Here is a 15,874-nt window from a genome sequence, read left to right as displayed (position 1 = left end):
GGATTCACCCATGACTTGGATACTCGTACTGGCCTCACTACTTTATGTTGTGTTTCTTTTCGCCATTGCGAGTTGGGGTGATAAAACGAACTCATGGGCGAACAAACTGAGTCATCGCCCGTTTGTTTATGCCATGTCGCTTGCGATTTACTGCACCAGTTGGACCTATTACGGCGCGGTGGGTAATGCGGCTGTTGATGGTTGGGCATTCTTTCCTATTCTGCTCGGTCCGATTTTGCTGTTTACCTTTGGTATCCGAGTGCTGAAAAAGCTCGTGTCGGTGAGTAAGCAGCAGAATATTACCTCGATTGCCGACTTTATTTCGTCACGCTATGGCAAAAAGCGGCGGTTAGCCGTGGTGGTGACCTGCATTGCAGCGCTTGCGATTGTGCCTTACATTGCGCTGCAGTTAAAAGCGGTTGGCTTGAGCTTTGCGGTGCTAACCGAAAGTGATTCGATCACCAGTGAGTTTTCTCTAAAAGAGCTTGGCGCAGCTGCCTTGATGGCGCTATTTGCAATGCTATTTGGTACTCGCCATGTCGAGGTGACAGAGTACCGCAGTGGTATGATGTTAGCGATTGCGGTTGAGTCGATGATAAAGCTCACTGCGCTCACAGCCGCGGGTATTTTTGCCTGGCATTTACTGAGCGAACAGCCGAGTTTCGATTGGACTCAAACATTTTCGGCGAGTGTGAACCCACATTGGAGCCTGGCGAGTTTTGGCTCTTTTGAATTTATCGTACAAACCTTTATGGCCGCTGGCGCGATACTCTGCTTACCGCGCCAATTCCACGTTGCTGTAGTTGATAATGTTGATATAAAACATTTGGGCACTGCACGTTGGGGCTTTCCTGTTTACTTAGCGCTGACAGCGTTGGCCATTGTGCCGATCGCGTTGGCGGGCAGTTTGTTGTTGCCCAACTATCAAGATGGCTCCACGTTTGCGTTGCAACTTCCACTGTTAAAAGACCAGCTTTGGCTCTCGCTAATTATCTTTATTGGCGGCATCTCTGCGGCCACTGCGATGGTGATTATTGCATCGGTGACACTGAGCACCATGATTACCAACGACGTGATCATGCCGATTTTGTTGCAGCGTGAGTCGCGCTTGCCACTGCGTGAGCGGCGCCGCGAGTATGACCGTAGTTTGCTGCTGTTCCGTCGTGTGGCGATCGGCGTCACCATGGCATTGGCGTTTCTTTGTTATTACTTTTGGGCGGCACGCACTAATTTAGTCAGTATTGGTTTACTTGCCTTCTCTTTAGTTTTACAGCTGTTGCCCACGCTCATTGGGGCACTGTATTGGCGGCGTGGTCATGCCCGAGGTGTCTATGCGGGGCTCGCTGCCGGCTCAATTGGCTGGATAGTGAGTGTATTGATACCACTCTACAGCGATGCGTTGCTCTCCGACGTTGAGATCATCACCCGTGGCACGGTAATTTCGCTGTTGATGAACAGCTTTGCCTATATTGCCTTCTCGTTGCTGTCGCGGCCACGATTAGTCGATCGCATTCAAGCGACTGCATTCGTAAAACCACGTGCATCTTTACCCGATAGTCCGCTGCATAAAAACCAGTCAGCGACTAACGCGGATATGTTGCTGCTGCTGAAGACTTTTTTAGGGGCGGAGCGCGCGCAACAACTGATGCGGTACTACCAAGCACCCAACGAATCGGTGTCCTTGCGTGCTGAAGCCGTTGCCGACCAGAACTTAATTAATTACGTCGAACGTGCGATTGCGGGTGTTTTAGGGTCTGCGACGGCGCGCTCTTTAGTCGAGGCGGCATTGCGCGATAGGCAACTCAACCTTGAGGAAGTGGTTCACTTCTTTGATGACACCACCCAAGCGTTACAAACCCAGCAGTCGATTCTGTTTAGTTCGCTAGAGAACTTAGCGCAGGGCATCAGTGTTGTTGATTCGGAGTTGCGCCTGGTCGCGTGGAATAAACGCTATACCGACCTATTCGACTATCCAGAAGGTATGGTGAGACCGGGTCAGCCGATAGCGACACTAATCCGTTATAACGCCGAGCGAGGCGAGTGTGGTCCCGGTGAAGTCGAAGAGTTAGTGAGTAAACGCTTACGCTACATGCAAATGGGTTCTGCGCACCGGTTTATTCGTCGCCGCGCCGACGGTCGCGTGATTGAAATGGTAGGTAATCCGTTACCAAGTGGTGGATTCGTAACCAGTTTTACCGATATTACCGAGCACGTAGAAACTCAGCAAGCGCTCGAGGATGCCAATATCGACCTTGAGCAACGCGTCGATACGCGGACGCAAGAGATCCGCGAAATCAACCAAGAGCTCACCGCTGAAATTGATCGACGCCGTGAAGTTGAGAAAGAACTGAAAAAGGCAAAAGCAGAAGCTGAGGCGGCAAACGCATCAAAAACGCGGTTTTTAGCACTCGCTAGTCACGATATCTTGCAGCCACTCAACGCGGCACGACTGTATCTATCGGCGGTGAATGAGGATGAGCTATCAGAACGCAATCAAGGCTTGTTGGGTAAGTTAGATACGGCGTTGGGGTCTACTGAACACTTGTTATCGACACTGCTCTCGATTGCAAAAATGGACCAAGGAGCGCTTAAGCCACAGTTTAAACATGTGATGTTAAGCAGTGTTTTAAAACCGTTGATTGAAGAGTATCACGTCCTGGCGGAGCAGCGACAACTTGAGTTCCGGGCGTTTTATGTGGATCGCCCGGTGTATACCGATCCAACTTATTTGCGCCGTATTGTGCAGAATTTTTTGTCGAATGCGATTAAATATACGCCTAAGGGTAAAGTGTTACTCGGGGTACGTAAGCGGGGTGACTACTTACAAATCGCGGTGTGGGATACGGGTCCGGGCATCGCTGCTCAGCAGCAGAACAAAATCTTCGACGCTTTTTATCGGATCCAGAACCAAACGGTGGATGGTGTTGGCTTGGGCTTGAGTGTTGCGCAAAGAATGAGTGAGCAGCTCGGCTGCGAACCGCAAATCCGTTCGGTTGAGGGTAAAGGCTCGTGCTTCTCGGTGACGATACCCTTAGGTCATCACGCACAAGTGGTCGCCAAACGCACCGAACAAACGGACCAAACACCGACAGCGGAATTGAGCCTGCTTGTGGTCGACGACGATAAGGATAACCTCAGTGCTGTTAGCGCACTGCTAGAAAAGTGGAACTGTCGCGCGATAACCTGTCGCTCTTACGCCGATGCTGTTGCCTATGCAGAGGCCAACGAGCCGTTAGACGGCCTGTTGCTTGACTACCAACTCGGCGGTGACGACGGTATTCAACTGGCAGACGAGCTCCGTACCATTTGGCAGCGTGACTTACCCGGTGCACTGGTCACCGCCATGCGCGATGACCACGTGAAGCGCAACGCCCGCCAAGCCGGCCTGCACTTCATGCCCAAACCAGTCAAACCCGCCGCCCTCAAAGCCCTCCTAAAATACATCTCCTCGCGGTAGGTCGCGCATTTTGCGCGACGATGCACAAGACCACCTGATGAAAGTATCGGGTCGTACGCATCGCAGTAGGTCGCGCATTTTGCGCGACGATGCACAAGCTCACCTGATGAGAGCATCGGGTCGTGCGCATCGCAGTAGGTCGCGCATTTTGCGCGACGATGCATAAGCCCACCTGATGAGAGTATCGGGTCGTAGGCATCGCAGTAGGTCGCGCATTTTGCGCGACGATGCACAAGACCACCTGATGAAAGTATCGGGTCGTACGCATCGCAGTAGGTCGCGCATTTTGCGCGACTTTGCACAAGCTCACCTGATGAGTGTATCGGGTCGTACGCATCGCAGTAGGTCGCGCATTTTGCGCGACGATGCACAAGCCCACCTGATGAAAGTATCGGGTCGTAGGCATCGCAGTAGGTCGCGCATTTTGCGCGACGATGCATAAGCCCACCTGATGAAAGTATCGGGTCGTAGGCATCGCAGTAGGTCGCGCATTTTGCGCGACGATGCACAAGCCCACCTGATGAAAGTATCGGGTCGTAGGCATCGCAGTAGGTCGCGCATTTTGCGCGACTTTGCACAAGCCCACCTGATGAAAGTATCGAGTCGTGCGCATCGCAGTAGGTCGCGCATTTTGCGCGACGATGCACAAGCCCACCTGATGAGAGCATCGGGTCGTGCGCATCGCAGTAGGTCGCGCATTTTGCGCGACGATGCACAAGCCCACCTGATGAAAGTATCGGGTCGTACGCATCGCGGTAGGTCGCGCATTTTGCGCGACGATGCACTATAACGGAGCGCGGCGTTTAACGCAATTAGGGGATACGCAGTACCAGTACGATGCGCACGGTCATCGCCTCACTGTAGAGCAGGGTGGACAAAAACGGCTAACGGTATACAGTCGAGAGGGTGCGCTGTTAATGAGCGCGCAGAACGGACATAGTAGCTATAAGATAATCCTAGATGGTGAAACAGTGGCTCAGGTGGGAGATGATGTAGGTCCAGCCAGCCAACAAGGATACACGGGTCATGTTGGCGATAACACCGGGCTCGTTTATATGCAGGCACGATACTGTGATCCAGTTATCGGGCGGTTTTATTCGAATGATCCTGTTGGCTGGACTCCTGCTAACCCTGTCATGTCTTTCAATCGCTACTTGTATGTTAATAACAACCCATACAAATATACTGATCCAAATGGTGAGTTTCTTAATGCAATAGTTGATATCGCGTTAATTGCATATGATTTGGGCGATATGGCATTCAATGGCGTGAATGCTACTAATACCGCGTCTTTGGGAGCTAATGTAGCGGGCTTATTAATTCCGGGAGCAACGGGATTAGGAACTGCTGTAAGGGCTGGTGACAAAGCCGCTGATACGATTTCTGTCACTTCAAATCAAGCATTGAGGAAAGCAAAAGAAACAAACGGAATTCCAAGAAGTGCTCAACCTGATAAAACTATTAAGTCGGGAACTCCAGAAGGTAATGCTGCTGGTTTAGACTCTAGAAATGTTAAACAGTACGAGTACACCAATGGTGCTGGTGAAAAAATTACCATAAGACAAGATAAAGCTGCTACATATGGACAAGGTGGTAAAGGTGGCCAGAAGCCTCACTTTAATGCGGGAAAAACTAAAGAAGGTAAACTTAAGCAGCACCATTATTACGAGGATAAGAAGTGATAAGAGAATTCAATAGCAGCGCTAGCCCGGATGATTATCAACTTTATATGCGTGGTACATTAAAAGAAACTGAGCAGATTAAGTTGATTAGCCTGAGAAATGAGGCTAGTTATGATGCTGACCCGGAACCTGAAGTGAAAGCTCTAAGGTTACTTGTTGATTGCTTTGAAGGCAGTAAGCTGAAAGTTTCATTTCTTTGGGCCTCAGATGATACAGGAAAGACTTCTGCTCTAAGGCTAAAAAAGTTTTCGATTGCTTCGCGTAAAGTCTTTGGTTTATACAAAAGAGAAGAACATGAAGTTTTTGTTGATGACTCAAATTCAAGGTTAGTAAGCGTAGTAGAACTAGATGACTTCAGTGAAAAGCCGTTGCCAGATGAAGTGTTACACAGTGGAACTGGCCTGTTCGTCATATCATCTGATGATAAGCACTTCGAGATTAATGATCAGCTAGTTTCTAAAGATTATTCTTCGAGCGCATTTGATATTAGAGGAATTCTTGATTTATCAGGTGAAGACGGTGATGTTTGCTTGATGAGGTATTTTCCTGCTGATAATGGAAGAGATGAGTCTATCTTGTTAATAGGGCAGAAGAATTCATTATTATTTCAAAGGTTGGAAAATAACTTTATGAAATGATGTAGTTGATTCGTATTTGAATCCAAAGCCTCGCACTCTGACCTAGGAAGCGGGGCTTTGTTTTTTCTGGCTTTGGTGATTTTGGGCTGTTATCAGGGTAGGAACATTTAGCTGACTTGCTCTGTATTCAAATATTTTGAAGGTTGGCTAAAATCAATTCGCCATATTTCGAGATCTCTTACTACAATGTTTACTGAAGGAAAAATCATTTTTAAACAGTAATAGGGAAGAATTCAGTGTTGGTTCATTTAACTCCTAGAATACTTAATCGATATTCGGACATAAATGTTGAGTTGGTTGATATAACTATTCCCGATTTCAATTTACGTTTGATAGGTGGTATAGATGTGGTTGCCAGAAGGCCATATCCGAACAAATGCCATTACGTAGCTTGCAAAAAGAAAGGTAGAAAAGCGATTAATGGCATACTAGTCAAGACTAGTGGAAATGTACGCGATTTTTCTGTTCATACTCGCTGGTGTTTTAATGCCGAGAGGGTTGTTAAGCATACCGTCAATTATTCAGTATTAGACAACGAGTTTGGGTGTGTGACGGAAGAAACAAAGGCGTGGTTCAAATATGGACAGTTTAAAGATAGAAGCCCATATCCTTTCGGAACCTCAAAAAATCATGCTCCTATTATGGAGATTCTATTTCAGGGCGTAGATGAGTCTAGGAAAGGTGGTGCAATAGACACATTTCAGGATGGTTGGCTAATACATAGGCAGCAGTGTATTGATGTCCCTTCTGTCGAACATGAAAGATTGTTCAGCGACAAATCAATACTTGAACGAATGCCTCCTGAAGAACATTTATTTGTTGCCAAGCCGAGACTGTAAAAAATTTTGTGTAAATGGCTGTTTGCACTGTTAAATCCGATCCTGATACATGATCTCGAATTGCGCCATGGCCGGTTTCCAGTTGCGTATGGGCATCGTCCACTTTTTCGATGCCTGATGCAAGGCTAAGTACAATACCTTCATGATGGCCTCATCATTCGGGAACGACCGGCGAGTCTTGGTAATTTTACGCAATGACGCGTTCAGCGATTCGATGGCGTTAGTGGTGTAGATAGCCTTACGTATCTCCGCCGGGTATTCGAAGAATACGCTTAAGCGTTCCCAGTTTGCCCGCCATGAGCGGCTTATGGTCGGATGCTCTTCATCCCACTTTTCAGCGAACTCTTCCAGCGCCTGCTCTGCTGCAGCGCGGGTGGCAGCACCATAAATTAGCTTTAAGTCAGCTGCGATGATCTTGCGTTGCTTCCAGTTTACGTAACGCATAGAGTGGCGAATTTGATGCACGATGCACAGCTGTACCTGAGTCTTCGGGTAAACCGCTTCAATGGCTTCGGGGAAGCCCTTCAAGCCATCGCAGCAGGCGATAAAGATATCATCGACGCCGCGATTTTTAAGCTCGTTCATCACAGATAACCAGAATTTAGCGCCTTCGGTTTGCGCCATCCACAGGCCAAGGAGCTCTTTTTCACCGTCGGTGTTAATACCAAGCGCCAGGTAGACTGACTTATTTTGAACAACGCCAGAGTCACGGCTGCGAACCACCAGGCAATCAAGGTAAACGACCGGGTAAAGCTTTGCCAGTGGTCGATGTTGCCAGGCCTTTACTTCGTCCATCACCTCGTTTGTAACCTGAGATATGAATGTGGGAGATACTTCAACACCGTAGGCTTCTTCAAGGTAAGCCTGGATATCCCGGGTAGTCATGCCTCTGGCATAGAGCGCGACGATGCGCTCATCGAATCCGTTAAGCTGGCGTTCACCTTTGCGAACCAGTTTAGGCTCAAAGCTACCGTTGCGATCACGGGGAATATCCAGCTCGACGTCACCGTTGGTGCTACGAACAGCCTTCTTGGTTTTACCGTTGCGGGAGTTACCGCTGTTATTGCCGGCCGCATCATTTGGGGCGTAGCCTAAATGGGCTTGCATCTCGGCTTCTAAAGCGCGTTCAGCGACTTTTTTGGTAAGCTGCTTGAGCAGCCCAGCTTCACCTAAAATGTCGTCGGGTGAGTCACAGCCATCAAGCAGCTGATCGATGAGTTTGTCTGATATTGGCATTCTGATATCCTTCTTCGATATTGCTAAGAATGCCATTTACACAGATATTTTTACACTCTCGCCAAGCCTGACAATAAGGAGTTTTGGACTCTTGTTTGATAAGAATCATTTAATGTGGACATCCACCTTTTTGTACAAAAGCCTCTCAGGGATTTTTTTCTGTCTAAGTGGCTGAGATTTGTTTTCAAGGCTGGCTAATATGTCTTAACCGATTTGAATCCAACCTCATCGCCTCGCACTCGCGGGGCTTTGTTTTATCTGGCTTGGCGCTTTGAATTTGTTTTCAATTCTGGCTGAGCAGCTCAATGAAAAAATCCGTTTGGTGCCAAATTCAATTGGGTGATCTGCTCAGGACTGAAGCCGTGACGGAGGAGTTCGAAGTCTTTCATTTGTACTTCTGCTTTTTTGCCTTCGCCAATAACTTGATAAAGGCTACCGCTAGCGGTTTTGATTAATTGATTGTTAGGAAAAATCTTTTCAATTTTTGATGTACTGATATAGCTTCCCGGTGAAAATCTGTAAGTCTCATCTTCTTCGCAAGTGCCCCAGAGGATTTTGCCGATCAATTCCTCATCATCAAAAACAGAAACGATGTATCAATCTTTAACCGTTGTATTCATAAGCCGCCCCTCGCTTTTTGCTTGATGACTTATGGTAGAAAAATACGGATTAAAAACATATCAAATGCGTGGATCTAATCTTGAGTTTTTTTCAGCGTGATCCGTTCTCAAAGGAAATTTGTTTCCAGAATTAATTATAAAAACAACTGTGTTTTTTCAGCGGAAATCGTGCGCTAGCTTAACTGGATTAGGACGCTATCTAATCTGAACTGGTGCGCTGTTAGAACCGGAGTATGCACGTATGACCGGCGGGGAAATCTGACGTCATTGGTGCAGGATGGGGTATCTCAAACCTACCACTACGATGCACAAGACCACCTGATGAGAGTATCGGGTCGTACGCATCGCAGTAGGTCGCGCATTTTGCGCGACTTTGCGCTGTAGAGCAGGGTGGACAAAAACGGCTAACGGTATACAGTCGAGAGGATGCGCTGTTAATGAGCGCGCAGAACGGACATAGTAGCTATAAGATAATCCTAGATGGTGAAACAGTGACTCAGGTGGGAGATGATTTAAGTTCAGCCAGCCAACAAGGATACACGGGTCATGTTGGCGATAACACCGGGCTCGTTTATATGCAGGCACGATACTACGATCCAGTAATTGGGCGGTTTTATTCGAATGAACCTGTTGGATACAGAGGTGTTCACAGTTTTAATCGATATAACTATGCAGCTAATAACCCCTACAAATTTGTTGATCCAACAGGTATGGCAGAAGTCTTTACGCAAGATGGTCATTTTGTCAAAGAGGTAAATCCTAAAGATGATAACGTTTATGTTCAAACGGCAAACGGCGAACAATCATTAAATACAACTGTCGGAGATTTCCATAGAATTTCATCAGTTGTTTATGGTGAAGGCCCCGCAGCAGGACGAACCACAGATGAATCTACAGGAATAGCTAACGTAATAGCTAACTCTGGTGATAAGAGAGGTCAATCAATGCTAGAGTCTGCAACTAGTGGTCGCTTTTTTGGTGACGGAAACGATGCAGCTACAGACTACTTGAAGAATTGGACCCAAGGTGGAAAAACAGAAGCCCCTGCTGCTAGAGCTGGTGTTATATCAGTTTTGACAGGTCAACCAGACCCAACAAATGGAAGTACCTTGTTTGAAGGAACAAAATTGTTGAACTCCCCATTATCAAACTTCACTCAGAAATTTGTGGATACTGGAGTAGCTCATTCTCCAGTTGTAATAGGCAATACAACATTCTTCCAAGAAAAGAATCCTTGAGGATATTAAATGATGAAATTTAAAAGTATGTTGTGGTTTTTCTTACTATGTATGAGCAACCTTTTTTCTTGTTCAAATGCGAGTGAACTGCGTGTAAAAGATGGGAAGCTCCTTTTGGGTGACGCAGTAGTTCCTACTGAATTGAACCTTGAAAACTATAGTTCTTCTTCTGAAGTAAAGCCGTTGTTCTCTTCTAGAAGCAGGGGGGATTTAACAGTTATTAAAATTGTTTCGACAGATGGAAATGTTCAATTTTTATTATATGACAGTAAAATTAATCAATTCCAAAAAATAGGTGATTTTCCAGTCGAACTGTCAGTGAATTGGTTTCGTGATGATGTATTCATTTTACAAAGAAAAAGTATGGGGACATCCGTATCTATATTGTATTTAGTAAAAAGCAACCAAGAAATATTACATTCTGGATATGTAAAGCAATTTTTATCCCTTGATTTGAATAATATGTTGATCTTCACGTTATCAAACGATGATAAAAAAATATTAGTAAGTAATTTCTCTTACACTGACCATGTTGAAATATCCGATAATTTAGATATTTTCAAGCCAGAAGCCATCAATGAAGATGCCATTAGCTTTAGTTATTCATCTTGTGGTTTGAAAATAAATCAAAGTGATTTAACAGAGAAATCAATTGAATTATTTTTAGGACAGCAAAAATGTGAACTTATTGAAAAGTTAATTAGTAATTAGATATCTTTTGAATCCAAAGCCCCGCCCTCGCGGGGCTTTTTTTCTACTCATATCAAAAGAAGTAGTAGCTGTTCACTATTCAGATGAGGCGGTGTAAGGTTTGGTGTCAATGCCATACTTGGTGGCAAAAGCTATCAGTTTCTTATCGTAAAAGTTCATATCCCGTTGGTAACGGCAGAAGAACTTTAATTCTGCATTTTCTTGGTCATAGATAGCCCGAATATCGTTTTCCCCGGCGTCAACGGAGTAAGAGCCATCGTTTAGCTGATAAGCGGATTGTCCTACGACAAAGCTCTCTTTGGTCAATGAAGAGAGCACTTCTTCAACTCGCTCTGGCGGCACAGTTCGAAAGTTAGTTTGGCAGTAAGGCATGAACGTCGGCTTGGTTGCCATTGCTGTTTAGGAGTTATAGACAGTAACCGGGCCTGAAGATTGCATTTGAAACAATGAACGATGCGTACGACCGGCGGGGAAATCTGACGTCATTGGCGCAGGATGGGGTATCTCAAACCTATCACTACGATGCACAAGACCCACTGATGAGAGTATCGGGTCGTAGGCATCGCAGTAGGTCGCGCATTTTGCGCGACTTTGCGCTGGACGCGTCACCCATACGGGCATAGATAGTTTAAGCTATAACGGAGCGGGGCGTTTAACGCAATTAGGGGATACGCAGTACCAGTACGATGCGCACGGTCATCGCCTCACTGTAGAGCAGGGTGGACAAAAACGGCTAACGGTATACAGTCGAGAGGGTGCGCTATTAATGAGCGCGCAGAACGGACATAGTAGCTATAAGATAATCCTAGATGGTGAAACAGTGGCTCAGGTGGGAGATGATTTAAGTCCAGCCAGCCAACAAGGGTACACGGGTCATGTTGGCGATAACACCGGGCTCGTTTATATGCAGGCACGATACTATGATCCAGTCATAGGTCGTTTCTACTCGAATGATCCGGTTGGATTTAAAAATGTACATAACTTTAATCGTTATGCATATGCAAACAATAATTCATATAAATATACGGACCCTGATGGTCGTGACGTAGTTTTAGCTGTTGATCCGAAGGCTGCCGGTGGGAATGGGCATACTAGTTTGTATTTCCAAGATGGTAAGGGAAATTGGAATGCGTACAATCAAGGAGCCGCTGGCGAAACATCGAGTGGTGGGAACTTAGGGTTCTTACTAGGGCAAGATGCTCAAATAGCATCGAGTGCAGCAAGTAGTATGGCAGCTCACAATTCTGGTGAAGTTAAATACAAACTATTCAGTAATAATTGTACCGATGCAGCCGTTGATGTGGTTAACAATTCGGGGGCAGGGATAACTATCTCTAACCCAGCAACTACGGTTAAGCCAAATAGTTGGATTAAAGAAGTTACAGCAGCCAAACCTCAGGTTGATCCTGATAAAATCGCTCCTAATGTTAACTAGAGGCTAATATGTTGAATCCTAGAATTATTATTAGTGTAAGTCTGATTTGTTTTGCTCTTAATGGGGGTGGAAAGGAAGGTGAAATAGTAGAGCTACATTTAGAATCGAAAGAAGTAAAAGTATCTGTAGATATATTAAAGGTTGAAAAATTAGAAAAAAATAATTATTCCCTGATATATGGAACTCTTACAGTTACACCGATATTACCTGTAAAAAGTTATATTGACTTGAGTTGCTTCCAACTTAAGTTGGGAAATGAGACTACAACTAGTATCTACATTGATAGCGTTGCAAACTTTAATCCCAAAAGGATGATATTGGGTCAAAAGGAATCAATTAATCAGAAGGTTTATTGGAATTTTAATACTCAAATTGAATCTGAACAAATAAATAATCTTACTCTTGTTAATGTTAAAGATAGCTGTTTGTATTAAATTGTAACTTTTGAATCCAAAGCCTCGCCCTCGCGGGGCTTTGTTTTCTGCTCACATCGAGGCAAGTCATGGTTGTTCACTATTCAGATGTGACTGTGCAAGATTTCGTGTCAATTCCATTCTTGAAGGTGCAGAAAGGCGTACTTACAGAAAAGGTGCGAGTGATACCGTCGCAGTAATAACGGAAGAAACGGCATCTCGTGTGGAAGAAGAGACAACAAAGTTAATAATAGAGGAAGATAGACTTGAATAAATCTAAGAAACTTAATTGGCTATATTTAATCGTTGCGATTGTACTCTTAGCACTTACTTACCATAGTTGGGATACAGGCCATATCTCTTACAGAGGTATTAAAATCCTCGAGAGTGAGCCTTTATATTGGCCTATCCTTATACTTGGTTTTTTAGGAGGGGTATATACTTTGTTTTTAGCTGTCTCTAGAATTTTTGATTATAGAAAGAATCACGAATAAACGTGATGCGATAAGGATGGTTTCAGAGTCATCTAAATAATACGCGCACTAATAATAAAGGCTAGCTAAATGAATTTAATAATAAATAAAAGATACTACCATTTAAAAAAGCACTAACATATTTTTTGTTACCGATTATCGCTATCTTAGCTGGATCAGTCTTTCCTCCATTAGCGATAATTGGGATGGTATTTGTAGCGTATGGTTTTTTCAGGTACATAGCTTATGCACTCAGTCCTTGCCCTAAGTGCGGCGGGCACTTTTTTGGTTTCCCTTCCATCATATCTGGGAGTTGCTATTCAATGATAAATGACTCATGGAAGTGCAATTGTTGTGGTGAAAAAATGCATGAATAAAAGACTAGAGTGATTATCGAACAAATTAGTACAAGATGAGAGTTATTATAAGCACTAGAACACCTTTAGTTGTTTACTTGGATAAAAGGTATTTGCTTGCCTTTAAGATTTGTATGCTTTTAGTATCACTTCCTTTTTTGTATGACGTATTCATCATACTTTCTTCGGGTATAGCGGACTCAGGGGAATATGTAGTTAAACGTGGCGAAGGATGGGGATATTATGTATATTTGTTTAAGAAATCAGCATTTGCATTTTTATTTGTTTGGTTGGGAACTCTAGGCTCTAAAGAGAAATTAAACACGCCTGAAGATTAATGATGTTAATCCAAAACTTCGCCCTCGCGGGGAGCAGTTTATCGCACAGGCACCTAATGGAGATACCTATACCTTTTCAAGGCTCCGCTTGATAAAAGTCAAACCGATAGAAAAGGACTTTAAGGCTATCGCGCGTTACCAAGCTTATATGATGGCAACGCGAGTTGAAGATGTGCATGGTAATGTCGTTCGGTATCACTATGATAACCAAGGGCGAGTAATTAGAATCAGTGCATCCGATGGGCGCGAGTTAATCATTTCATATCAAGATAATCGAGTAGCGTCTGTTAGCGCGAGAGCGAGAACGTGGACCTATCATTACACAGGTACCTCACTGACGCGTGTAACGCGCCCCGACAATCGCTATTGAGTTACCGCCCGAGCGAGCGAATTGGCCTTGCTGAAATGCTATTCACTCACCTTGATAGTTATGAGAAGCGAGCCGATTTGAAGCAGCGTCGTGTAGACTGGCATCTCAGCAATCAAGATATTTACACAACGGCATATAGCGACTTTACACGGTTTGGCTCTCCCCGTGTTGAGGTGCAGTCGGGGAGCGCGGGTTCGCGTAGGATTGAGCGAGACTATCAAACGCTCACGGACCTTTGGTTGATAGATAGACCAACAGCAAAACGGGTTGACGATATTAGCGAAACAACATGGTCGTATGATAACTGGGGCAATGTCACATCCATTGTCAATAACGGCGTGAATCATACCTTCGCGTATAACAATGGGCAGTTAGTAAAGTACGTATCGCCGCGTGGATTCGAAACAACGTATGCCGATTACTATCGAGGTATTCCGCGTCAGATTGAGCGTCCAATGGGTACCGAAACACGCGCGGTAAATCGTTATGGTGAAATTACGGCGATGACTAACGCGCTGAATATCACGACCACATACGCCTATGATGCTTTAGGTCGGCTGGCTGAAGAGCGCCCGGCAATTGGCATTCCCACAACTTACGATTGGCGTGCAAACGCGTATACAGTGACTCAAGGCGCTCATGTTAATCAATACACATTGGATGGATTTCATCGTGTCATACGTGAGGCAGATAGTGATGTATCAACGAATGACACGCGGTATCGAGAGCGTGCTTACACGCCGGATGGCCAATTGGCCTTTGAATCCACATGGAGCCATCAGTTGGGTAATGGAGTGGGAAATTATTACACTTATGACGCGCTACAACGTAAGACTCGCGTACAGACCCCGTATGGTGACACACAATGGCGTTATTTGAGTAATAATCGGGTGGAGGAGACCGACCCGCGAGGGTTCATCACGACACGTTATTATAGCGGCTACGGTTCAGCCGGAGATGGCGAACTGGTTCGCATTGAGGCGCCTTCGTCAAGTGGTACGATTGTGACTTCATTAACCTATGATAGCGTGGGACGAGCGCAATCGATCCAGCAAGCCGGTCAAACGATTCGCTATCGTTATGACTCTGTTTATACCGATTATGTAGTGGCTGAACAATATCCTGCATTTACTCACCACTATGAGCGAGACGCAGCGGGTAATGCGATTAAACGTTGGGTCGGGAGTGAAGCCCCAACCGTCCGTACCTTTAACGCACAAGACCAAGTGACCCATATTAACTATCCGGGCCAAACAGCGGATGCGACCTATACGTATCGTGCCGACGGCGAGATGGTTAGCGCAAGTAATGGTGATAGTGCGTGGACTTATAGCTATAACGCACTGGGACAATTAACGGAAGAGCGCTTAGAGTATGAGGGCAACAGTTATGCGTTTACATACCGTTATAATGATGCCCATGCCCTCACCCAACGTCGTTATCCCGATGGTTATACGGTGAACTATGCCCCTGATGGTCGTGGTCAAGCGACCCAAGCGGGAGATATCGTGACACGTCTGACGCGCCACAGTGATGGGCGTATGCGAAGTATGCAACTGGGGAACGGACTGACCAGTTACCGGTTAATGGATGAGGAGGGCTTACGGTTAGCGCGTACACAGGTGGTACGTAGTGGCTCATCTGTCATCGATAAGAGCTACGATTATGACGCGGCTGGCAACCTGATATTGGTGTTTGATGCGGTGCATGGAGCGCAATCGATTGATAACTTGACGTATGACGGCGTTAACCGTTTGATAAGCGCGCACGCTGATGCATTTGGTACAATGAATTATGCTTATGACCGGCGGGGAAATCTGACGTCATTGGCGCAGGATGGGGTATCTCAAACCTATCACTACGATGCACAAGACCAGCTGATGAGTGTATCGGGTCGTACGCATCGCAGTAGGTCGCGCATTTTGCGCGACTTTGCGCTGGACGCGTCACCCATACGGGCATAGCTAGTTTACGCTATAACGGAGCGGGGCGTTTAACGCAATTAGGGGATACGCAGTACCAGTACGATGCGCACGGTCATCGCCTCACTGTAGAGCAGGGTGGACAA

Annotated in this window: 16 protein-coding genes; 13 read left to right on the top strand and 3 right to left on the bottom strand. The window is 45.6% G+C overall.

Annotation, left to right across the window (positions count from 1 at the left end):
• The first annotated feature begins 10 nt into the window (after positions 1 to 10).
• The 7 genes from AC3AP5_RS09295 (at position 11) to AC3AP5_RS09265 (ending at position 6,616) form a co-directional block, all read left to right on the top strand.
• Positions 11 to 3,457, top strand: coding sequence for a PAS domain-containing hybrid sensor histidine kinase/response regulator (locus AC3AP5_RS09295; RefSeq protein ID WP_487326595.1), 3,447 nt, complete (start codon positions 11 to 13; stop codon positions 3,455 to 3,457).
• A gap of 10 nt (positions 3,458 to 3,467) precedes the next feature.
• Positions 3,468 to 3,623, top strand: coding sequence for a hypothetical protein (locus tag AC3AP5_RS09290; protein ID WP_487326594.1), 156 nt, complete (start codon positions 3,468 to 3,470; stop codon positions 3,621 to 3,623).
• A 9-nt stretch (positions 3,624 to 3,632) separates the two neighbouring features.
• Entirely contained in the window at positions 3,633 to 3,899 is a 267-nt protein-coding gene (locus AC3AP5_RS09285; RefSeq protein ID WP_487326593.1) for a hypothetical protein, read from the top strand.
• Positions 3,900 to 3,908: 9 nt separating this feature from the next.
• Complete coding sequence (locus tag AC3AP5_RS09280; RefSeq protein WP_487326592.1) at positions 3,909 to 4,247, top strand: hypothetical protein; 339 nt, start codon at positions 3,909 to 3,911, stop codon at positions 4,245 to 4,247.
• Between the two features lie 127 nt (positions 4,248 to 4,374).
• Positions 4,375 to 5,139, top strand: coding sequence for an RHS repeat-associated core domain-containing protein (locus AC3AP5_RS09275; RefSeq protein ID WP_487326591.1), 765 nt, complete (start codon positions 4,375 to 4,377; stop codon positions 5,137 to 5,139).
• Positions 5,136 to 5,777, top strand: a complete 642-nt coding sequence (locus AC3AP5_RS09270) for a hypothetical protein (protein ID WP_286682728.1) — start codon at positions 5,136 to 5,138, stop codon at positions 5,775 to 5,777. The genes AC3AP5_RS09275 and AC3AP5_RS09270 overlap by 4 nt, the downstream gene beginning before the upstream one ends.
• Before the next feature lie 236 nt (positions 5,778 to 6,013).
• Entirely contained in the window at positions 6,014 to 6,616 is a 603-nt protein-coding gene (locus tag AC3AP5_RS09265; protein WP_487326590.1) for a DUF6012 family protein, read from the top strand.
• A 30-nt stretch (positions 6,617 to 6,646) separates the two neighbouring features.
• Here the strand turns inward: AC3AP5_RS09265 and AC3AP5_RS09260 are convergent, their stop codons facing one another.
• Together AC3AP5_RS09260 and AC3AP5_RS09255 are read right to left on the bottom strand one after the other, a co-directional pair.
• The gene (locus AC3AP5_RS09260; RefSeq protein ID WP_487326572.1) at positions 6,647 to 7,852 is read right to left on the bottom strand and encodes an IS256 family transposase; all 1,206 of its coding nucleotides are present in this window, start codon (positions 7,850 to 7,852) and stop codon (positions 6,647 to 6,649) included.
• Between the two features lie 302 nt (positions 7,853 to 8,154).
• Positions 8,155 to 8,418 (bottom strand): hypothetical protein, encoded by a 264-nt coding sequence (locus AC3AP5_RS09255; RefSeq protein ID WP_487326589.1) that lies wholly within the window; start codon positions 8,416 to 8,418, stop codon positions 8,155 to 8,157.
• Positions 8,419 to 8,909: 491 nt separating this feature from the next.
• Here AC3AP5_RS09255 and AC3AP5_RS09250 point away from each other — a divergent pair, with 491 nt between their 5' ends.
• Positions 8,910 to 9,710: an RHS repeat-associated core domain-containing protein gene (locus AC3AP5_RS09250; RefSeq protein ID WP_487326588.1), complete on the top strand. Its 801-nt coding sequence runs from the start codon at positions 8,910 to 8,912 to the stop codon at positions 9,708 to 9,710.
• Positions 9,711 to 9,719: 9 nt separating this feature from the next.
• Complete coding sequence (locus AC3AP5_RS09245) at positions 9,720 to 10,421, top strand: hypothetical protein (protein ID WP_487326587.1); 702 nt, start codon at positions 9,720 to 9,722, stop codon at positions 10,419 to 10,421.
• Positions 10,422 to 10,496: 75 nt separating this feature from the next.
• On the opposite strand, the gene AC3AP5_RS09240 is transcribed toward AC3AP5_RS09245, so the two are convergent.
• Positions 10,497 to 10,814: a hypothetical protein gene (locus tag AC3AP5_RS09240; RefSeq protein WP_487326586.1), complete on the bottom strand. Its 318-nt coding sequence runs from the start codon at positions 10,812 to 10,814 to the stop codon at positions 10,497 to 10,499.
• 373 nt (positions 10,815 to 11,187) lie between these two features.
• On the opposite strand from AC3AP5_RS09240, the gene AC3AP5_RS09235 reads away from it, so the two are divergent.
• From AC3AP5_RS09235 to AC3AP5_RS09220, 4 genes are all read left to right on the top strand, one after another.
• Positions 11,188 to 11,856, top strand: a complete 669-nt coding sequence (locus tag AC3AP5_RS09235) for an RHS repeat-associated core domain-containing protein (RefSeq protein ID WP_487326585.1) — start codon at positions 11,188 to 11,190, stop codon at positions 11,854 to 11,856.
• An 8-nt stretch (positions 11,857 to 11,864) separates the two neighbouring features.
• The gene (locus AC3AP5_RS09230) at positions 11,865 to 12,290 is read left to right on the top strand and encodes a hypothetical protein (RefSeq protein ID WP_487326584.1); all 426 of its coding nucleotides are present in this window, start codon (positions 11,865 to 11,867) and stop codon (positions 12,288 to 12,290) included.
• A 1,234-nt stretch (positions 12,291 to 13,524) separates the two neighbouring features.
• Complete coding sequence (locus tag AC3AP5_RS09225; RefSeq protein WP_487326583.1) at positions 13,525 to 13,806, top strand: RHS repeat domain-containing protein; 282 nt, start codon at positions 13,525 to 13,527, stop codon at positions 13,804 to 13,806.
• Entirely contained in the window at positions 13,803 to 15,770 is a 1,968-nt protein-coding gene (locus tag AC3AP5_RS09220) for an RHS repeat domain-containing protein (RefSeq protein WP_487326582.1), read from the top strand. Before AC3AP5_RS09225 ends, AC3AP5_RS09220 begins: the two co-directional genes overlap by 4 nt.
• Positions 15,771 to 15,874: the final 104 nt, after the last annotated feature.

The sequence above is a fragment of the Idiomarina sp. D18 genome (assembly GCF_057748155.1).
The sequence above is the reverse complement of the archived record's forward strand: the minus strand, read 5'-3'. Positions and strand labels throughout refer to the sequence as shown.

Coding starts and splice junctions, on each gene's coding strand:
- AC3AP5_RS09230 (WP_487326584.1), top strand. CDS start 11,865: ATGTTGAATCCTAGAATTATTATTAGTGTAAGTCTGATTTGTTTTGCT.
- AC3AP5_RS09245 (WP_487326587.1), top strand. CDS start 9,720: ATGATGAAATTTAAAAGTATGTTGTGGTTTTTCTTACTATGTATGAGC.
- AC3AP5_RS09275 (WP_487326591.1), top strand. CDS start 4,375: ATGAGCGCGCAGAACGGACATAGTAGCTATAAGATAATCCTAGATGGT.
- AC3AP5_RS09235 (WP_487326585.1), top strand. CDS start 11,188: ATGAGCGCGCAGAACGGACATAGTAGCTATAAGATAATCCTAGATGGT.
- AC3AP5_RS09250 (WP_487326588.1), top strand. CDS start 8,910: ATGAGCGCGCAGAACGGACATAGTAGCTATAAGATAATCCTAGATGGT.
- AC3AP5_RS09285 (WP_487326593.1), top strand. CDS start 3,633: ATGAGAGTATCGGGTCGTAGGCATCGCAGTAGGTCGCGCATTTTGCGC.
- AC3AP5_RS09280 (WP_487326592.1), top strand. CDS start 3,909: ATGAAAGTATCGGGTCGTAGGCATCGCAGTAGGTCGCGCATTTTGCGC.
- AC3AP5_RS09295 (WP_487326595.1), top strand. CDS start 11: ATGACTTGGATACTCGTACTGGCCTCACTACTTTATGTTGTGTTTCTT.
- AC3AP5_RS09260 (WP_487326572.1), bottom strand. CDS start 7,852: ATGCCAATATCAGACAAACTCATCGATCAGCTGCTTGATGGCTGTGAC.
- AC3AP5_RS09240 (WP_487326586.1), bottom strand. CDS start 10,814: ATGGCAACCAAGCCGACGTTCATGCCTTACTGCCAAACTAACTTTCGA.